This is a genomic window from Amycolatopsis bartoniae, assembly GCF_014191255.1.
Taxonomy (GTDB): Bacteria; Actinomycetota; Actinomycetes; order Mycobacteriales; family Pseudonocardiaceae; genus Amycolatopsis_E; species Amycolatopsis_E bartoniae.
The window spans coordinates 354,121-373,120 of the sequence record NZ_JACHWH010000003.1; the positions used below are offsets into that span (position 1 = coordinate 354,121).

Below are 19,000 nucleotides of genomic sequence, written 5' to 3' on the forward strand. Positions count from 1 at the left end.
GCTACCGCAGGTACTGCGGGTCGGCGGCCGGGATCGGGATGTCCGGTTTGCCCGCGAGCAGCTGGTTGAACGCGTGGAAGTACGGCGGCGCGGCCACCGTGCCACCGAACGCGCCGTGCCCGCAGTTGCCCAGGTGCACCGGGTTGCCGGGGCAGATCTCCTGAGGGTGCGAGCCGTCGGCGAACACCATGGACGCCACGGCGTAGTCGTCGACGCCGCCGACGAACGCGACCGACTCGCTGAACTGGGTCGTCCCGGTCTTGCCGATGTCCGGGTGGTTCCAGTTCGCGGCGCGCGCCGCGGCGGCCGAGGTGCCGCTGATCGTGTCCTGGCTCAGCCCCGCTTCGAGGGTGTTGGCCAGCCCGACCGGCACGACCTGCTCACACCCCTGCTGCTTCACCGGCACCGGCTGGCCGTTGCGGTCGGTGACCGACAGGATCGGGTTCGGCGGGCACCACACGCCGCCGCTCATGAGCGTGGCGGACACGTTGGACATCTCCAGCGGGCTCACCGGGCTGTTGCCCAGGGTGAACGAGAGCTTGTCCTGGAAGTACTGCGTCTGCGGCTCGCTGTAGCGGGTGTCCTTCGAGGACGGGTCGGGCGTGGCGCCCGCGACGTTGGTGTTCAGGGAGTTGCGCAGGCCCAGCTTGCGCGCCATGTCCAGCACGGCGGGCATCCCGACCTTCTGCTCCAGCCCCACGAACGCGACGTTCGGTGACGTCGCGAGCCCGTCGCGCAACGAGATCGGGTCCGGGTAGTTCCCGTCGTTCTGCACGCAGTACTGCGCGGTGTACTGGTTCGCGCCGGGCTGGGTGAAGCACTGGCCCGATGCGTTCGGCAGCGGGGTGTCGAGCCCCGCGACCCCGGCCGCCATCGCCGCGGCGGAGGTGAAGATCTTGAACGACGACCCGGAGCCGAACACGTTGCTGGCGTTGGCGACGATGTTGGTCGACGTCTCGCCCTTCGCGGGATCCGTGCCGTAGTTGCGGTTCGCGACCATCGCCAGCACCTCGTGGGTCTGCTGGCCGGGCCGCACCACGGCGAACGTGTTGGCCACGCCGTTCTGCGTCGTGGGCACGTTCGCGTCCACGGCGTCCTTGACGGTCTGGCTCACCACCGGGTCCATGGTGGTCTTGATGGTGTAGCCGCCGGTTTCCAGCTGGTCGGCGGTGAACCCGGCCTGCTGCAGGTAGCTTTCCGCGTAGGCGCAGAAGAAACCGGCGTCCGCGGGGGCGCCCATGCAGGTGCTGGACGGGATGTCCGGCCCGTTGTCTACCACGCCGAGCGGGCTGGCCTTGGCGATTTCGGCGTCCTTCGCGGCCAGGACGCGGTTGCTCACCATGTCGTCGATGACCGTGTTGCGCCGTTCCAGTGCCTGCTGCGGGTGTGTGTACGGGTTGTACAGGTTCGGGTTGTTCACCATGCCCGCGAGCAACGCGGCCTGCTGCACGTTGAGCTTGTCCGGCGTGGTGCCGAAGTACGCGTGCGCTGCGGCGCCGATGCCGTAGATGTTGCCGGAGAACTCGACCACGTTCAGGTAGCCGCTCAGAATGTCCTGTTTGGACTCGGTCTGGCCGAGCTGGACCGCGATCTTCGCCTCGCGCAGCTTGCGCGCGATGCTGTCGGCGCGGTCGGCGTACTGGGCCGCCTTGTTGCCCCGGTCCACCACGTTGATGAGGTAGTTCTTCACGTACTGCTGGGTGATTGTGGAACCACCCTGCGTGCCGCCGCTGCCCGAGCTGTCGTGCAGGGCGGCGCGCACCATGCCCTTCGGGTCGACGCCGCCCTCGGACCAGAACCGGCGGTCCTCCACCGACACGATCGCGGCCGTCATGGTCTGCGCGATCCGGTCGTAGGTCACGGGCAGGCGGTACTGGTCGTAGAGCGTGGCGATGGGATTGCCGTCGCGGTCGGTGACCGTGGTGACGAGGGGCTGCTGGCTCGTGGCCAGTGAAGCGGAGATCCCGTCCACGGAATCGCTGACCTCGTTGGACAGGACTCCCGCCCCCATCGCCACCGGAGCCACCACGCCGGCGACCAGCACGCCGGCGATCGCACACGAACCGAGGAACCGGGGCACATTACGGGAAAGCTGCACGACCGCGACGATAGCCACTATTGGGTGAGGCCCTTGTTGCGCCCGGAAGCGTTTACCGGTCGCTGGTTTTTCCTTGACCTCGCGGGTGCTTTTCCCATGGTTCGGTAAAGATTCGTTCCGGGAGCCTTGCGTGTGACCCCGCCGGTGTCCAGGCTGTGCGCGTGGGCGAATACGACTACGACCTGATCGTCATCGGCTCCGGCCCTGGCGGGCAGAAGGCGGCGATCGCGGCCGCGAAACTGGGCAAGCGGGTGGCGGTGATCGACCGGCAGGACATGGTCGGCGGCGTCTGCGTCAACACCGGCACCATCCCCTCGAAGACCCTGCGCGAGGCGGTGCTGTACCTCACCGGGATGAACCAGCGGGAGCTGTACGGGGCCAGCTACCGGGTGAAGCAGGACATCACGATCGCGGACCTGCTGGCGCGCACGCACCACGTCGTGGGGCGCGAGGTGCAGGTGGTGCGGGCGCAGCTGCTGCGCAACCACGTGGACCTGGTGAGCGGCATGGGCCGGTTCCTCGACCCGCACACGGTCGCGGTGGAGGGGGCGAACCGGGGCGAGCGGCGGTCGCTGTCGGGGGAGAAGATCGTGATCGCCACCGGGACGCGCCCGGCGCGGCCCGCGGAGGTCGACTTCGACGCGGCGCGCGTGCTGGACTCCGACGAGATCCTCCAGCTGGAGGACATCCCGTCGTCGCTGGTCGTGGTGGGGGCCGGGGTGATCGGGATCGAGTACGCGTCGATGTTCGCCGCGCTCGGCAGCCGCGTGACGGTGGTGGAGCAGCGGGAGCGGATGCTGGACTTCTGCGACCCGGAGATCGTCGAGTCGCTCAAGTTCCACCTGCGTGACCTCGCGGTGACGTTCCGCTTCGGGGAGAAGGTCGCGAACGTCGCGGTGTCGGACCATTCGACGGTGACGACGCTGGTGAGCGGCAAGCGCATCCCGGCGGACGCGGTGATGTACTCGGCGGGGCGGCAGGGGATGACCGGCGAGCTGGACCTGCCGGCGGCGGGCCTGGAGGCGGACCGGCGCGGCAGGCTGACGGTCGACGAGCACTACCGGACGCCGGTGGAGCACATCTATGCCGTCGGCGACGTCATCGGTTTCCCCGCGCTCGCCGCGACGTCCATGGACCAGGGCCGGCTGGCGGCGTACCACGCGTTCGACGAGCCGGCGCACGAGCTGGGCGACCTGCAGCCCATCGGCATCTACACGATCCCGGAGATCTCGTACGTCGGCGCGACCGAGGCGGAGCTGACGTCGTCGTCGGTGCCGTACGAGGTGGGCACGGCGCGGTACCGGGAGCTCGCGAGAGGCCAGATCGCGGGCGATTCGTACGGGATGCTCAAGCTGCTGGTGTCCACGACGGACCGCAAGCTGCTGGGCGTGCACGTCTTCGGCACGGGCGCGACGGACCTCGTCCACATCGGACAGGCGGTGATGGGCTGCGGCGGCACGGTGGACTACCTGGTGGACGCGGTGTTCAACTACCCGACCCTGTCCGAGGCGTACAAGGTGGCAGCCCTCGACGCGACGAACAAGATCCGGGCCCTGGAGCGTTTCACGAGCTGAGCGGGGTTGGGGCCAGCTGCGGCGAGCCGGGAGGAGTGAGCCCGGGGAGGGGCTGCGCGGCGACGCAAAGGCGGGGACTCGCGGCGGTCGTTCGGGTGCGGGCCCGGAGGCCACGTCGTTGTGGCGGGGGCGGGGTCAGACGGAGACGGTGGCGGAGAGCTGCTCGCGGACGGCGTCCGGGCCCAGGGCGGCGAAGGCCCACAGCGCGCTGAGCGTGCGCATCCCGTTCAGGCCGGCCAGGTCCGGCTGCGGCGGGTACCGGACCGTCAGGCCGCGCGCCGCGAAGGGGGATTCGTCCAGGTAGCGGGCGCCGCCGCGGCCGCAGAGGTACGTTTCGGCTCCGACGGCCTCCGTGAGGTCCGCCAGGCGTTCCGAGCGCTCGTCGCTGGTGACCAGGGTGCTGCTGCGCACCACCTCGCCGCGCCAGTCGAGCTGGGCCAGCAGCGCTCGGGTGGACACCTCGGCCACGTCCGCCACCCGGTCGGTGAGCGCCAGCGCCGCCAGCACCTCGTCGACCGCCGCGCGGGCGCTCGTCCAGTGCGGCGCCCGCCGGTAGTACTGGTGCACCAGCTGCGCCACCCGGCGGCGGCTCGTCTCCGGGTCGGCCAGCTGCAACTCCTCGATGCGGCTGCCCCGGCCACGGGGCCGGTGCACGGGAACCGTCAGCCAGCGCTGCGCCGCCGGGTCCCCGAGGGGGGCCAGGCGCGCCCGGTGCTGGTAATCGCGCGCGTTGAACTGGACATCGTCCAGCACCACCCACACGTCCGCGGTGAAGATCTTCGCCAGAGTGGTCAGACGAGGAAACAGATTCGGTTGATGGACTGCACAGGATCTCGGGTCGGTCACGGCCACGGGCCGTATTCGATCACAGCATCCGGCTGCGGAAACCAGCGGCCACGAGTCTTTGGTACGCCGCATACACGGATGGGGGAACTTCCTGCGCGATCGCGAATCCCTGACCGGGATACTCGATGATCCGTTGGAGATCCCCGATCATCATGTCGATAAGTTCCGTGCCGTGGTCCCGTGCCCGCACGTACTCCTCCAGGGACAACGGGACAGAGGTGCACACCGGCGTCACATCCGGCCACACTTTGCGCGTGGTCGCGTACGCCCGCCGCTCCATGTACGGCATCGACACGAGCATCACCGAATCGACGGAAATTCCCGCCGCACGCAGGACTTCACGCGAAAGAGTGATGTTCTCGCCGGTGTTCGTCGCCCGGGGCTCGACCAGGATCGCCTCCTCCGGCACGCCCAGCTCCAGCGCCCGCTCCCGGTAGTGCACCCCCTCTCCGCGGGGAAAAGTCACGAACGTTTCGCGGCTGTTCGCGCCGCTGAACACCACCACCGGAAACAATCCCCGGTGGTACAACTCCGCCGCATAGGTCGCGACGCTCAAATCGTGGCAACCGAGCGCCACCGCGGCGCAGCACTTCCGCGGCCGGTGCCGGAGCCGGTGGTATTCCCAAATGATTTCCGCGTCCGCCCACTTGCGGTCGACGAGTTCTTTCCGCATTCGTGCCCGAAACCGATCCTCACGCCTGCCGCTCGAAAGCGCGGCGAATTCCGTCGATGCTCTGCAACTGGTGCAGCAGGCCGAACCGGGTGGAGATGCGCGCGCACCGGTCGAGGATGGTGAGCCCATTGCCGGCGGTAGCCCTGTCGGACAGCAGGATGTGCGCGTGCGCGGTGTCGAGCCGCACCTTCTGCAGTGGCGTGTCGTTGACCCGGTGCTGCAACGCGACGTCGATCGCCTGGCTGGCCGCCGTGAGGTCGCCCGCGCCCCGGTGCGCGAGGGCGAGCTTCTGGTGCGCGATCGACCAGTCCTCGGGCTCCTCCATCGACTCGAAGTCGTGGATCGCCGGCACGATGTGCCGCGTCGCGGACTCGTTGAGCCCGCGCTTGCTCAGCGCCGTGCCGATCCACAACCGGGCGCGCGTGCGGTCGTGCTCGCTCAGCCGCTCGTCCGCGGTGAGCGATTCGTAGTGGCGCGCCGCGGTTTCGAGGCGGCCCGCCATCTCTTCGAGCACCACGAGCTTCAGTTCGATCTGCGCCACGCGCCGCGGGGTGCCCAGCTCCGTGAAGACGCGCAACGCCTTGCGGTAGGTCTGTTCCGCCGACGCCGGGCCGAGTATGACGCCCTGATCCTGCTGCACCTCGCCGAGCAGCCGTAGCGAACGGCCGTACAGGTACATGCCGCGCGTGTCGTTGCTGTTGGGGCGGTAGCGCCGTAGCCACCGGTCGAGCAGGGTGCGGGCGAGCGGGAACTCCTGACGCCCCAGGCACGCCATGACGCGGTCGAGGTCGTCGGCCCAGGCTTCGTAGTCGTAGCCCGAGACCGGCGGGGCCGGGTTCTCCTCGTCCGGTTGCTGGAGCAGCAGGTCGAAGCGCCGCCGTGCCTCGGGTTCGGCCCTGGCGAGCGCGGTGTCCAGGATCGCCTGCGTGTCCGGGCGGGGCACGGTCGAAATGCCGCCGGACTCCCACTTGGCCACGGTCCGTGCCGCCACGCCGAGGTATCCGGCGAACGCGCGGACGGACAGCCGCAGCGCATGCCTCAGCAGCCGTGCTTCGCGCCCACTCCAGTGGTGGGCCGTCGCAGCGACCTGGTTGTCGTCCCCGATGGCCACTCGATGAGGTTAGCCCGGGAAGGGGCCGGCAAGTACACCAGAAGTGCAACAGCAGTTCGTATGCGCGGCGAATTCCATCGTTCAGCCTAGAGACAGGCACTCGTCGCCGGGCTGACTCCTTTGTCCCGGGCCGATCCCCGGCGCCGGGTGCCGTTCCACCGCCGCGTGGCCGGCCGCGGCGCTCGGGAACCGGTGCGGGCCGGCGCGGTCTGGTGTGGTCCGGCGCGGAGACCGGGCAGGGGCGGTCTCCGTCGCCGGGCGGGTCGCCGAAGGCGGAGCGGCGACGCTGACAGCGTTTCCTTGTCGCTGCGAGAAATTCGGGCGCACGAGAAGTCTGTAGTGGACATTGGCTCGCGGCCGTACTTGGTGTACATCTGCCAAAAGACAGATCTTTGCGTTCTGCGCGGGCGCACGGGTTTTCCGCGCAGTACCATGGAGGCGTGACTTCGGGCTCGATGGTGGCACCGGCGCGCAACGCCTTCCGCGAACAGCAGTGGCGCGAGGCGCACGAGCGCTACCTCGTCTGTGCGCGCACGGTTTTCGCGAACCTGGGCTACCACGCCGCGACCGTCGCGGACGTCGTCGCGGAGGCGAACGGCAGCCGCGCGACGTTCTACGCCCACTTCCGCGACAAGGCGGACGTCGCGGCGTGCCTGTTCGAGCGGGTGCTGCCCGCGGCGGCCGGCATCTACCGCCGCGTCGCGGAACTTCCCGTGCTGAGCCGGGACGCGGTGCGGTCGTGGCTGGACGAGCACGCGCTCGGTTTCTGGCTGCGCTACGCGGTCGAGGTCGACGCGGTCAACCACGCGATGGCCGCGGACCCGTCGGTCGCCACCCGGCACTACCAGTGGGTGCTGGAGGCGACGCGCGAGCTGCGGCCGTACCTCGCGGCCTGGACCGGGCCGCGGGCGGATGCCGGGCTCACCCGCGCCTCGTTGCTGGTGCTGCAGCTGGAAAGGCTGTGCTACCACTGGCTCGTCCGCGGCGTCGCGCACGACCGCGAGCAGATGCTCGACATCCTCGCGGACCTGTGGTTCCGGGAGCTGGTGCTGCTGCGGGAGGGCCCCGAGCGGTGATCGTGCTCGACGGCGGGCTGGCGACGGAGCTCGAAGCCCGCGGTCACGACCTGTCCGACGAGCTGTGGTCCGCGCGCTTGCTCGCCGACGCGCCCGGGGAGATCGTCGCCGTGCACGAAGCGTTCTTCCGGGCCGGCGCGCAGGTCGCGACCACGGCCAGCTACCAGGCGAGCTTCGAGGCTTTCGCCGCGCGCGGGTTCGGCAGGCGGGAGACCGAGGACCTGTTGCGGCGCAGCGTGGCACTCGCCGCCGAGGCACGCAGCCGCGTCGAGGGACCGCGGTGGATCGCGGCTTCGGTGGGGCCGTACGGGGCGATGCTGGCGGACGGGTCGGAGTACCGCGGCCGGTACGGGCTGAGCGCGGCTCGGCTCACCGCGTTCCACCGGCCGCGGATCGAGGTCCTCGCCGAGGCCGGGCCGGACCTGCTCGCACTGGAGACGGTGCCGGACGTCGACGAGGCCGTGGCGATGCTGGCCGCGCTCGAAGGAGCCGACGTGCCGGCGTGGCTGTCGTACACGATCACCGGCGACCGGACGCGGGCCGGGCAGCCGCTGGAGGAGGCGTTCGCGGTCGCCGCCGGGCGGGACGACGTCCTCGCCGTCGGCGTGAATTGCTGCGACCCCGAGGACGCGGCCCGCGCGATCCCGCTCGCCCGCGAGGTCAGCGGCAAGCCGGTCGTCGCGTATCCGAACAGTGGCGAGGGGTGGGACGCCGTCCGGCGCCGCTGGACCGGCCGGTCGCGCTTTGCGCCCGATCGGGTGATCAACGCCGATGCGGCGGGTGGCTGCTGCCGGATCGGCCCGGCTGCCATCGCGGCGCTCGCCGCCAGCTGTGTGGGTGAAACTCCTGGTCGCGGACTGTCACAAAACCCTGGTGGGAACTTCCCCACCATCCCTCGATCAGTGGGTTAGAGATCTCCGCGCGACCAGGTGCGCCATACCGCGTCCATTCGCAGTAGAATCGCCTACCTGCGTGACTGATCAACAGTCACGTTCGGTGGAGCGGACCTCGAGGAGGCGTACCTGCAGTGGCGTCGCCTACCGAAGCACCCGGTTTCGACGGGACGTATCCGAGCATCGCCCGGATCAACGACTTCTGGCTGGAGGGTACCCACCACAGCCGGGACGACGAAGACTACGCGGGACGCATCGAGCTGTGCGCACCGCACATCCCGTACCTGGTCCGCGCGTCGCGCAGCCTGACCGGGCGGATGGTCCGCTACCTCTCGGAGCGGGGCGTCCGGCAGTTCGTCGACCTCGGCTCCGGCGTGCCGACGCGGGGCCACGTGCACGAGGTCGCGCAGCAGCTGGACCCCGAGGCGCGGGTCGTGTACGTCGACCTCGACCCCGGTGTGGTCGCCGACAGCCGCGAGATCCTCGCGGGCAACGACAAGGTCGCGTACCTGCAGCTGGACGTGACCGACCGCGACGCGGTGCTGGGCGATCCCGCCACCCGCGCCCTGATCGACTTCTCCGAGCCGGTCGCCGTGCTGCTCATCGAGACGCTGCTCTACCTGCCCGACGAGGCCGACCCCGCCGGTGTGGTGGCGTCGTACGTCGACGCCCTCCCCGCGGGGAGCTACGTCGGGATGTCGCACTGCGGGGAGGACTCGCAGCTGCGCCAGGGGCTGGACATGTTCAGCCGGATGTTCGGGCAGCCGCCCAACGTGTCGCTGCGGGAGCGGGACGAGCTGGCCGCGTTCTTCGGGGACCTGGAGCTGGTCGACCCGGGCGTGGTGCCGGTGCTGCTGTGGAAGCCGGCGAACGAGGACGACATGGGCCGCAACCCGGAGCTGGCGCACATGTACGCCGGACTCGGGCGGAAGGCTTAGGGAGTAGTAAGCGCTTTCTCGCGGGGCGGGTGGCGGAGCCCGTCGGAGCTGTAAGCGCTTTCTCGTCGCTGCGGGTAGCGCCGGTGCTAGCGGTCGGTGGTGGAGTACCGGGGTGGCAGGGAGAGCTGCGGAAGTTCCAGGGGCAGAGAGGGCGGGCCCCCGTCGGCACGCCGGGCTGGGGCGGGACGAAGGCCCGTAAGCGCTTCCTAACCCGCCACCAGAGGGATCACCGCGATGAGTACCTCGCCCAGGGTGGCTACCGGGAGGGTGCGCTTCAGCATCGGGCCCGCGCGAGGCGCTTCGCCGCGCAGGGTGGGGGGTAGCTGGGACAGCGCCAGCGCCAGGAAGACCACGTGCGCGGCCAGGCCGAGCAGGCACCACGGCCCGTAGGCCGCCCACAGGCCCCAGCCCAGCGTCAGCAATCCCAGCGCTACCAAGCCGCACGCCAGGGCCAGTGCGCGCGCCGGGCCGTAGCGCACCGCCGGGGTGTTCATGCCCGTCGCCGTGTCGGCGGCGTGGTCCGGGAGCGCCCACCAGACCGTGCGGCCCGTGGACAGCACCGAGGCCCCGGCGACGATCAGCCACGTCCAGGGTGGCACCTCGGCCCTCACCGCCACGTACGCGAGCAGGACCGGCAGGCCCATCGACGCGATCCCGAAAGCAGCGGAACCTGCCAGCCCGCGGCGCTTCAGGCGCGCCGGTTCGAGGTTGTACAGCAACTGGGCGCCGATGATCGCCGAGGCCACCGTCAGCGGCCACCAGCGGCCCCAGCCCACGCCGAGCACCAGCAGCAGTGTGAGCGCCCCGACCAGTTCCCCGCACGCCCAGTTCAGCGCTCGCGCCCGGCCGAACCGGCCCGCCGCGCCCGCCAGGTAGCCCTTCTCCGTGTGCCGGGTGTCGGTGGACATGTCGACCGCCACGTTCAACGCCAGCGGCGCCACGATGAGCAGCAGGTTCGCGGCGATCGCGAGCACCGCGGGTGGCGAAACGAGCCCGCCGAGACCCGATCCCGCGAACAGGCAGCCCCAAATGGAGTAACACACGTAATTGACCGGCAGCGGAAATTGCAGACGGTGCAGGACGACGATATCGCGCCACGCCGGGCGCTCGGCTAGTCGCGGCACGAAAGCACTTCCATGCGCAATTTCGGTGACGGCGCCATCGCGTGCCCACGCAATTGCGCGACCCCGGCACGCGGATTCACGCAGCGCAGTTCCCGCCGCCGCAGCAACGCGGCCACGAGCATCCGGACCTCCACCTGCCCGAGCTGGCTGCCGAGGCAGTGCCTGCTGCCGCCGCCGAACGGGAAGTACCGGTCGGCGGGCACGCGGCCCGACAGAAACCGCCCGGGGTCGAACCGGTGCGGATCCGGATAGGACTCCGCACGGTGGTGGGCGAGGTAGATGCTCGGCGTGACCACCGTGCCCGCTTCCAGGACACCACCGGCGTGCGGGCACTCCTCCGCCAGCACACGGTTCCCCGCCGCCGGAACCGGAGGGGTTATCCGTAACGTCTCCTGCACCACCGCCTGCAGCAACGGGACCTGCTCGGCGGTGAACCCGTCGTCGGTGGTCCGATCCAGTTCGGCGAGTACGCGGGCGCGGACGTCTTCGTTGCGGTCGAGCCAGTACAGCGCCCACGCCGCCGTCGACGCCGTGGTTTCGTGGCCCGCGAACAACAACGACACGATCTGGTCCCGCAGCTCGCCGTCGTCGAGGTCCGCGAACGGGCCGTCCTCGGCCAGCAACCGCCCCGCCAGCGTCGCCGGGTTCTCCCTGGCGGCCGTGCGTGCGCTGCGGACCAGCAGCTCCTCCAGCCGCGGGCCCGGCAACGGCAGCCGCCCGCGCAGGTAACGGTAGGCGAGCGTGCGGTAGCGCGAGCCCAGCGCCAGGTCCATCCAGCGCGCGAACGGGTGCAGCACCTCGTCTTCGGCCCGGCCGAACACGATCGTCGCCATGATCCGCAGCGCCACCTGCCGCGTCCAGTCGGCCACCCGGAACCTGCGGCCCGGCCCCAGTTCGTCGATCGCCGAGTGCACCGTGGCCCCGATCAGCGCGCGGTAGTCCTGCAGCCGCCGCCCGCGCAGCGGGGTGCCCAGTACGCGGCGGTACGCGGCGTGCCGCTCTCCTTCCTGCCACAGCAGGGACCGCGGGCCCAGCAGCGGCCGGAACGAGCGGCTGCCGGGGTGACCGAGCCCGGCGTCCGCACGGAACAGCTCCCCGATGAGCTCCGGATCCCAGACCAGGCAACGGTCTTCGCGTTGCCGCAGGATCCCGTTCGGCAGGTCCGCGTGGGCGTCGAGGAACGGCAGCGTACGGAAGACGAGCCGGAGCTCCGTGCGGTTCATCAAGCGGTCCGCTCCGATCCGTGGCGCAGCCGCGCGAGGTGCGCGGCGGTGCGGGGGTGGTTCTTCGCGACGTGCAACGCCGCGATGGTCTCCGCGCGGATGATCCGGGCCGGGGTGTAGAGGTCCTTGTCGTGCCACAACGGCGGGCACGGCGAGGGCTGGGAGTCGAGCAGGAACGCGCAGCCGCGCACGGCCGCGTCCTCGATCGCGGCGTCCGCCCGGATCGTCCTGGCGCGCAACAGGATCTGCACGGCGTAAGCGGTCTCCTCGGCCGTGCCGTCCCAGAAACCCCAGGACCCGTTGCGGTGCTGGGTTTCCAGCACCCATCGCACGGCGCGGCGGATCGCGGCGCGGCTCTCCCCGAAGCCGTTGAGCGCGACGACGCACGTCACGGTGGCGTAGTACGGGGACGCGTGCCACTTGTCCGTCCAGCTGCCGTCGGGGTGCTGCTGCCCGCACAGCCACGAGGTCAGGCCGAGCATCGCCTCCGCCACCCTGGGCGTGGGCCGGGGGCAGGCCGCGAAAGCCTGCAGGACATGGGCGTTCGTGCTCACCGACGGCGTGCGCTCCTCGGGGAACGTGCTGAAGTGCTCGCCGGCCTGGTACTGCCACAGGGAGTCCAGCGGCGCCGGTGCGCCCAGGTTCGCCAGCGCGTGCAGCGTGGTCGACGTGTCGTCCGCGTCCGGCGGCAGTCCCGCGCCACCGGCCACCCCGGACTCGCCGATCGCCGCGCGCAGGCCGTGCACCAGTTCCGGCGGTACCGTGACGGGAATCCCCACGTCGGTGAACGTGGTGAGCACCCACGCCCGCTCGAACACGTCCAGCGGAGCGGCCACCGGCACCGGCCCGCCGTGCCGCGCCTGCAGGAACTCCAGGTAGCGCACGGCGGGATGCGGGTTCGCCGTGGTGGCCGCGTCGCCGAACCACGCCGCGGTGGCGGCGGGGGAGCAGCCGACGCCGAACCGGCCCGGCCGCACGAAGGACAGGCCCTGCGCCACCGGACCCAGCATTTCCAGCGAGTGCCACAGTTTCTCGGGCAGCACCGCGCCCTCTTCGACCGCTCCGCGCAGCATCAGCAGGACTTCCGGATACGTGTCCGCCGGGCAGGGGAGCCGGGCGCCGTCACCCCAGGCTTCCAGTCCTGGCAACGGTTCCGCCTCCAGCCCGGCCAGCCGCAGGTTGAGCTCGGCGACCAGCCAGGGCACCAGCAGCTCGACCGCCACCGTGTCCGGCAGCGAGACCTCCTTGCCCGCGGACAGTTTTCCGAACAGTGCGTGCAGTCCGCGGTGGACCGCCGCCGCCACCGTGGGAGCCGGGTTCCTGGCCTGCTCGGCGAACAGCGCGTCGGTGGCCGCGAGCGTCGGCAACACGGCGTACTCGCCGGGCCCGCTCCAGGTTCCGTCCGGGTTCTGCGCCTCCACCAGGAAGCGAATTCTGCCCGCGTGGCCCGCCAGCGCGGGCGCCAGCGCGGCCACCCGCGCGGTTTCGTAGAGGGACGGCAGGAAATCGCCGGAGGAGTCCGCCGCCATTTCGACGAGGAGCCGCCTGGCCAGATTCGCCAAATCCATCGACACCCCCCGGAATTCGTGGCGGTGCCGGGGCCGGAAACCGCCGCGGAACTGCGGCCGTCGTGACAGGGAGAAATCCAAAGTATCACCACACACTGCCAACAAGACCGCTTTTCCTCCGTCCGGCCCAGCGGGTTGGTGCCGTAGGGGGGTTGCCCCTGCGCTACCCGTCGCGGGATGAATCCGCCGTCCCAGTACGTTCATCCTGGAGAAGGACTGCCCGAGGTGACCCAGGAGGCTAAGGTGTTCGATCCGGAGGAGCTCTACGAGGTGGACTCGGAGCTGCCCGAGCTCACCGGCGCGGTGCTGCTGCACCAGCTCGACGGGTTCGTGGACGCGGGCCTGGCGGGCAAGGCCGTCAGCGAACACCTCGAATCCCGCCTGGAGTACACCGTCGCCGCCCGGTTCGACGTCGACCGGCTGATCGACTACCGCGCCCGCCGGCCCATGATGACCTTCGCCGCCGACCACTGGGCCGGCTACGAAGCGCCCGAGCTGGCCGTCAAGCTGTTCCACGACGAGGCGGGCACGCCGTTCCTGCTGCTGACCGGGCCCGAGCCCGACCACGAGTGGGAGCGCTACGCCGCGGCGGTGCGCAGCCTCGTCGAGCGGTGGGAGCTGCGGATGGTCGTGTCGTACCAGGGCATTCCGATGGGCGCCCCGCACACGCGCCCGCTGGGCGTGACGGCGCACGCGACCCGCAAGGAGCTGGTGGGGGAGTACCAGCAGGTGCTCAACCGGCTGCAGGTGCCGGGCAGCGCGACCGGGCTGACGGAGTTCCGCCTCGGCGAGGCGGGGCACGACGCGGTGGGCTTCGCCGCGCACGTGCCGCACTACCTGGCCCAGTCGCGGTATCCGGCGGCCGGCGTGACGCTGCTCGGCTCGATCTCGCGGGTCGCGGGGCTGTCGGTGCCCGACGAGGCGCTGGTGGAGTCCGCGCGCCGCACGGACGCCGAGATCGCGCGGCAGGTGGCCGAGTCCGACGAGGTCGCGGAGGTCGTGCGCGCGCTGGAGCAGCAGTACGACACGTTCGTCGAGGCGATGGACCGCAAGAGCCTGCTTGCCGAGGAGGTCGAGCAGATGCCGACGGCCGAGGAGCTCGGCGCCGAGTTCGAGCGCTTCCTCGCCGAGCAGCAGGACCGCGGGGAGTAGCCGCTACAGGCCCTTGCGCAGGGCGGTGACGCGGTCGGCGGCCGCGGTGAAGTCGGCCTGGTCGAGCTGGCCCGACTGGACCGCCGCGGTCAGCGCGTCCGCCGCGTCGTCGCCCTGCGTCGCGTCGCGGGCGGAGCACAGGATGAGGTCCATGCCCGCCGCGGCCGCCGCCACCGCGCGCTGGCCCGTGGCGCCGTACGCCTGCAGCGAACCGGCCTCCAGCGCGTCCGTGACCGTCACGCCGGCGAAGCCCAGGCGCTGCCGCAGCTCCTGCCGCACCACCGTGGCGGACAGCCCGGCCGGGTTGGCCGCGTCGAGCGCGGGGTAGGTGGCCCACGAGACCATGACCAGCTTGACCCCGGCGGAGAACGCCGCCGGGTACGGCGCCTCGTCGACCGTGCGCAGGGTCTGCAGCGGCACGTTCAGGGTGACCGGCTGGGTGTCGGTGTTCTGGTTGGTCGTGGCGGCCCCGAGACCAGGGAAGTGCTTGGCGGTCGCCGCGACGCCGCCCTGCTGCTGGGCGGTGATGAACGCCTTGCCCAGGTTCCCCACCACGGCCGGATCCTTGCTGTAGGAGCGGCCGTAGTGGTCGTCGAAGTCGCCTTCGGTGCGGTACACGTCGAGCACGGGCGCGAGGTTCACGTTCAGCCCCACGCCCGCGAGGTTCTGCGCGGCACCCGTGCCGGCCTGCGTGGCCGCCGCGACCGGGTCGGCCGCCTGGCCGATCTGCTTCTCCGACAGCGTGGGCTCGCCGGGCAGCCGGCGTACCTGGCCGCCCTCCTGGTCGGTCATCAGCAGCAGCGGCGCCTGCACCGGGCTCTGCGCGTTCGCGTCCTGCAGCTGCTTGACCACTCCGGCGAGCTGCTGCGGACTCTGGATGTTCTCCCCGAAGAAGATCACCCCCGCGGCCTCCCCGGCGCGGATACGGTCGAGCAGGCTCTGCGGCGGCGTCAGCCCGGAATAGGAGTAGACCACCCGTTGCCCCGCCTGCTGACGCGGGGAAAGCGCTTGCGCGTGCGACGTTCCGGCGAGGGCGAACACCCCGCCCAGCACGATGGCGAGCACGACGCGAAGCCAGCGGCCGGCGTTTCCCATGGGGAGGCCCCCTGGAGTTTCGGCGACAGGACCGGGCTCACCCTACCCCGGCCACCGGGCTCGGGCGAACGTCGCGGTCCGGACCAATTTCCGCCCATTTCATCCCGTGCGGCGATTTCGGGAAATGCCTTGGCCAGTCAGGGGAAGGTGAACCGGTTTTCGCGAACGACAACCACATGCCCCGCAGTTTCCGCCCGAATTCCGCCATTTCCGTCCAGTCCGCGCCCGCCAGCATCGGCGCGGCCGCCCACGACGCCTGGTCTCCCAGGAGGAACGGCAGCTCGACGCAGTGGCACGCACCGTAACCGGACTCCGGCGCCGCCCAGTCGAACCGGTAGGTGAACACGCGCCCGCCCGCTCCGGCGAGCGCGTCGGCGTACCGCATCGACGGCGCGTCGAACATCCAGCGCGTGATGGCCTTCTTCGCCGCGCTCATGCCCGCGCGGCCGGCGAACGGAATCGCCTCCAGCTGGGTGATTCCGGGCTTGCCGTTGAGGAACGTGTCCATTTCGTCCCGCGTGGTCCCGATGAGCACGTCGACCTCGCGGGCCCGGCGGACCGCGCCCGGCAGCCAGCCCGCGAGCGGGGGCAGCGGATCGGCCGCCGCGACCGGGCAGAACGGCGGTACCGAGTAGAGGCCGCCGGGACCGGCCGCGCGGACGATCGTCTTCTCCTGCGCGGCAAGGATTTCCGCGGTGCTCGCCGTGCGGGGGTCGGCGCCCAGCGCGGCGGTGAAGTAGCGGGCGACGCGAGCCGCCCTGGCGGGCTTGGCGAGCTTCATCGCCATCGGCGCGCTCTGCAGGATCGCCCGGCGGAACAGCCCGTCCGAGGCGGGGGTGGCCAGCAGGCACGCGATCGAGTGCGCGCCCGCGGACTGGCCGAACACCGTGACCTGCCCGGGATCGCCGCCGAAGCGCGCGATGTTGTCCCGTACCCACCGCAGCGCCGCCAGCTGGTCGAGCAGGCCGAGGTTGCCGGGGGAGACGCCGTCGAGCTTGAGGTACCCCAGCGCGCCGAGGCGGTAGTTGACGCCGACGAACACCACGTCGCCCTCGGCGGCCAGGCGCTGCCCGTCGTAGAAGGCCAGCGATCCGGCTCCGGTGACGTACGCGCCGCCGGGCAGCCACACGAGCACCGGGCGCTTGCGGTCGTCGGTGCCCGGCGTGACGATCGTCAGGTTGAGGCAGTCCTCGCCCTGCGGCTGTTCCTCGGGAATCCCGGTGACCGAGCCGATGCGGAACGGCGGCTGCGGGCTGATCTGCCCGTTCCTCGTCGCGTCCCGCACCCCGCTCCACGGCTCGACGGGCTCCGGCGGCGCGAAGCGCGCCGCCCGCGCGTACGGCACCCCGCGGAACACGGCCAGCCCGGACTCCCCTGTCGTACCCCGCAGCTCGCCACTGCTGATCCTCACCACAACGCCACTGTAGAGCGAACTGTGGCTGCTACACCTGCATGAGGATGCGGTCGAGCGCGCCCATCCGCCGCTGCGCGCCGGCCAGGCTGTACAGCACGTGCGGGTCCGCCTTGTCGATCAGCCCCGTGATCGCGTCGTCCGCGAGGTCCGGGCGGCCGCCGAGCTGCGGGTACGCCGCCAGGTCCAGCAGGGTCTGCTCGACCGTGGTGACCCAGCCGTTGCCGAGCGTGCTGCTGTGCCGCTCGATCTTCAGCCTGCGCGGGTCACGCCGCACGAACGACACCGTGGCCTCGCGGTCGGTGAAGCGCAGCGTCGGGCGGTTGCGCGTGGTGGCGATCACGGCGACGCCCTGGGTGTCGGGGAACGCGCCGTGGGCGTGGGCCGCCGACAGGCCCATCAGTGCCACCGAGCGGGGCCCGTCGTCGGCCGCGGCGATGCCCCACGCGGCGGATTCGAGGTCGGGCCGCCAGTCCGTGCCGATGTGGTCGCTCGGCACGAGCGCGTAGTACCCCGCCGCGACGCGGTGCAGCAGGCCGTTACCGGCGAGCCGGGCGAGCCCCGGGTGCCGGGGCGCTCCGGTGTCCTCGTCCTCCTCCGCGGGGACCACGCGGACCGCGCGGCGGAGCAGCGAAGGCAGCAGGTCGTGCATCACTTCACGTGTCATGTCCATCACCCTCGGTAGAGGGTAAAGAGTACGGAACGCAACCGGCAAGTCACCGTACGGACGAACTTGTCGTCACGTCGCGTTGTCGTGCCACGCTTCCGTTCCTCCTGGTCAGTCCACTGTGGAACTTCGAGGGTGGCCGCACCCTCCATTAGGGGCCTTTAGGCCCTAACCGCGAGGCGGGCCGGAAAGCGATTCTCGGAGGGGGAGGGTTCGCGGAGTCGGAAGAGGTGGGTAGCGGTGGAACGGACGGGATACGAACCCGGAACCCCGTGCTGGGTGGATCTGGTGACGACCGACGTCGAGGGGGCGTCGCGGTTCTACGGCGGGCTGTTCGGCTGGGAGGCGGTGGACCAGGGCGCCGAGTTCGGCGGCTACCGGATGTGCCGGCTGGGGGAGCGGCAGGTGGCGGGGATCGGCCCGGCGATGGAGCCCGGCGTGCCGCCGAACTGGACCACCTACGTGTCGGTCGCCGACGCCGACGTGGCCACCAAGGCGGTCACCGCCGCGGGCGGCCGGGTGATCGTCGAGCCCATGGACATCCCGTCATCCGGGCGGATGGCGTTGTTCGCCGACACGGGTGGCGCGGCGTTCGGCGTCTGGGAGCCGCGCGGATTCGCGGGCGCGGAGCTGGTGAACGAGCCGGGCGCGCTGTGCTGGAACGAGCTGGCCACCCGCCACCCCGACGCCGCAGGCGCGTTCTACCAGGCCGTGTTCGGCTGGCAGGCGGCGAAGCAGCCGGACTACTCGGTCTGGCACCTCGGCGAGCGGGAGATCGGCGGCATGCTGACCCTCGACGCGAACTGGCCCGCGGAAACGCCCGAGCACTGGATGGTCTACTTCGCCGTGGCGGACGCGGACGCCATCGGTGCCCGCGCGGGCGAGCTGGGCGGGCGGACGCTCGTGCCGCCGACCGACACCCCGGTGGGCCGGTTCACCGTTCTCGCCGACCCTCAGGGAGCGTCTTTCAGCGTGATCGCGCTGGCCGCAGCTTGACCGTGGACGACCGGGAGACCGACGCGGGGACAGCCCTGCCCGCCGGGCTCGACCGGCTCGCCCGTGGCGCGGCCACCGGCGACGCGGTGCTCGTCGGCAGGCTGCTCGCGGAGGTCGGCCCGCTGCTCGTGCGGTACTGCCGGGCGCGGCTGGGCCGGGACGGCTCGTCGTACCGGCGGGCGGACGAGGTCGCCGCGGAGGCCGGGCGGGCGGTGCTCGCCGCCGTGCCGGGCTACCGCGGCGGCCCGTTCCTGCGGTTGGTGTTCCAGGTGCTGACCCGCACCGTCGACGAGCTGGCGCCGGGGCACCGGCGTCCGGCGGCCGACGAGGTGCTCGGGTTGCTGCCGGTGCTGTCGCCGCTGGACCGGGACATCGTGCTGCTGCGCGTGGCGACGGGCCTGACGGCGGCGGAGACCGCGCTGGTGCTCGGGCTGTCGGTCGGGCAGGTGCGGGTCGCGCAGCACCGCGCGCTCATCCGGTTGCGCGCGATGCTGTGACCCCGCTTGACGGCGGGGTCGCGTGCGGCTACCTTCCTTTACGTTCCCGTTCCGTTTC

The 19,000-nt window shown here is 71.3% G+C and carries 17 protein-coding genes; 7 read left to right on the forward strand and 10 right to left on the reverse strand.

Annotation, left to right across the window (positions count from 1 at the left end; translation table 11 throughout):
• Position 1: 1 nt before the first annotated feature.
• Positions 2-2,098, reverse strand: a complete 2,097-nt coding sequence (locus FHX82_RS18385) for a transglycosylase domain-containing protein (RefSeq protein WP_183176698.1) — start codon at positions 2,096-2,098, stop codon at positions 2-4.
• A 161-nt stretch (positions 2,099-2,259) separates the two neighbouring features.
• Between FHX82_RS18385 and sthA the strand changes: the two genes are divergently transcribed.
• Positions 2,260-3,672, forward strand: coding sequence for a Si-specific NAD(P)(+) transhydrogenase (gene sthA, locus FHX82_RS18390; protein ID WP_183176699.1), 1,413 nt, complete (start codon positions 2,260-2,262; stop codon positions 3,670-3,672).
• A gap of 135 nt (positions 3,673-3,807) precedes the next feature.
• Here the strand turns inward: sthA and FHX82_RS18395 are convergent, their stop codons facing one another.
• From FHX82_RS18395 to FHX82_RS18405, 3 genes are read right to left on the reverse strand one after another with little or no spacing between them, the layout of a single operon-like run.
• Entirely contained in the window at positions 3,808-4,590 is a 783-nt protein-coding gene (locus FHX82_RS18395) for a WbqC family protein (RefSeq protein WP_145933731.1), read from the reverse strand.
• A complete protein-coding gene (locus FHX82_RS18400; protein WP_145933730.1) occupies positions 4,538-5,191 on the reverse strand; it encodes a YdcF family protein in 654 nt (217 codons plus the stop codon). The genes FHX82_RS18395 and FHX82_RS18400 overlap by 53 nt, the downstream gene beginning before the upstream one ends.
• Positions 5,192-5,210: 19 nt before the next feature.
• On the reverse strand, positions 5,211-6,302 hold the full coding sequence (locus tag FHX82_RS18405; RefSeq protein ID WP_145933729.1) for a helix-turn-helix domain-containing protein: 1,092 nt from the start codon (positions 6,300-6,302) through the stop codon (positions 5,211-5,213).
• Between the two features lie 440 nt (positions 6,303-6,742).
• Between FHX82_RS18405 and FHX82_RS18410 the strand changes: the two genes are divergently transcribed.
• The 3 genes from FHX82_RS18410 (at position 6,743) to FHX82_RS18420 (ending at position 9,209) form a co-directional block, all read left to right on the forward strand.
• On the forward strand, positions 6,743-7,378 hold the full coding sequence (locus tag FHX82_RS18410; protein ID WP_229881063.1) for a TetR/AcrR family transcriptional regulator: 636 nt from the start codon (positions 6,743-6,745) through the stop codon (positions 7,376-7,378).
• The gene (gene mmuM / locus FHX82_RS18415) at positions 7,375-8,289 is read left to right on the forward strand and encodes a homocysteine S-methyltransferase (protein ID WP_222425941.1); all 915 of its coding nucleotides are present in this window, start codon (positions 7,375-7,377) and stop codon (positions 8,287-8,289) included. The genes FHX82_RS18410 and mmuM overlap by 4 nt, the downstream gene beginning before the upstream one ends.
• Before the next feature lie 116 nt (positions 8,290-8,405).
• Positions 8,406-9,209 carry an SAM-dependent methyltransferase gene (locus FHX82_RS18420; RefSeq protein ID WP_145933728.1) on the forward strand — a complete coding sequence of 268 codons (804 nt, stop codon included), beginning with the start codon at positions 8,406-8,408 and terminating at the stop codon, positions 9,207-9,209.
• A 206-nt stretch (positions 9,210-9,415) separates the two neighbouring features.
• On the opposite strand, the gene FHX82_RS18425 is transcribed toward FHX82_RS18420, so the two are convergent.
• The 3 genes from FHX82_RS18425 to FHX82_RS18435 are packed head-to-tail and all read right to left on the reverse strand — an operon-like array spanning position 9,416 to position 13,124.
• Entirely contained in the window at positions 9,416-10,333 is a 918-nt protein-coding gene (locus tag FHX82_RS18425; RefSeq protein WP_183176700.1) for a UbiA family prenyltransferase, read from the reverse strand.
• Positions 10,321-11,556 (reverse strand): cytochrome P450, encoded by a 1,236-nt coding sequence (locus FHX82_RS18430; RefSeq protein WP_145933726.1) that lies wholly within the window; start codon positions 11,554-11,556, stop codon positions 10,321-10,323. Before FHX82_RS18430 ends, FHX82_RS18425 begins: the two co-directional genes overlap by 13 nt.
• Positions 11,556-13,124 carry a prenyltransferase/squalene oxidase repeat-containing protein gene (locus FHX82_RS18435; RefSeq protein ID WP_145933725.1) on the reverse strand — a complete coding sequence of 523 codons (1,569 nt, stop codon included), beginning with the start codon at positions 13,122-13,124 and terminating at the stop codon, positions 11,556-11,558. Before FHX82_RS18435 ends, FHX82_RS18430 begins: the two co-directional genes overlap by 1 nt.
• A 225-nt stretch (positions 13,125-13,349) precedes the next feature.
• Here FHX82_RS18435 and FHX82_RS18440 point away from each other — a divergent pair, with 225 nt between their 5' ends.
• Positions 13,350-14,276: a proteasome assembly chaperone family protein gene (locus FHX82_RS18440; RefSeq protein WP_229881060.1), complete on the forward strand. Its 927-nt coding sequence runs from the start codon at positions 13,350-13,352 to the stop codon at positions 14,274-14,276.
• A 3-nt stretch (positions 14,277-14,279) separates the two neighbouring features.
• Here FHX82_RS18440 and FHX82_RS18445 read toward each other — a convergent pair whose 3' ends face one another.
• From FHX82_RS18445 to FHX82_RS18455, 3 genes are read right to left on the reverse strand one after another with little or no spacing between them, the layout of a single operon-like run.
• Positions 14,280-15,371: a glycoside hydrolase family 3 N-terminal domain-containing protein gene (locus FHX82_RS18445; RefSeq protein WP_145933723.1), complete on the reverse strand. Its 1,092-nt coding sequence runs from the start codon at positions 15,369-15,371 to the stop codon at positions 14,280-14,282.
• A 37-nt stretch (positions 15,372-15,408) separates the two neighbouring features.
• The gene (locus tag FHX82_RS37735) at positions 15,409-16,785 is read right to left on the reverse strand and encodes a carboxylesterase/lipase family protein (RefSeq protein ID WP_145933722.1); all 1,377 of its coding nucleotides are present in this window, start codon (positions 16,783-16,785) and stop codon (positions 15,409-15,411) included.
• Positions 16,786-16,813: 28 nt separating this feature from the next.
• Entirely contained in the window at positions 16,814-17,449 is a 636-nt protein-coding gene (locus tag FHX82_RS18455) for a hypothetical protein (protein WP_145933721.1), read from the reverse strand.
• A 288-nt stretch (positions 17,450-17,737) separates the two neighbouring features.
• Here FHX82_RS18455 and FHX82_RS18460 point away from each other — a divergent pair, with 288 nt between their 5' ends.
• A complete protein-coding gene (locus FHX82_RS18460) occupies positions 17,738-18,445 on the forward strand; it encodes a VOC family protein (protein WP_221216158.1) in 708 nt (235 codons plus the stop codon).
• Between the two features lie 2 nt (positions 18,446-18,447).
• A complete protein-coding gene (locus FHX82_RS18465; RefSeq protein ID WP_229881101.1) occupies positions 18,448-18,942 on the forward strand; it encodes a sigma factor-like helix-turn-helix DNA-binding protein in 495 nt (164 codons plus the stop codon).
• Positions 18,943-19,000 lie beyond the last annotated feature (58 nt).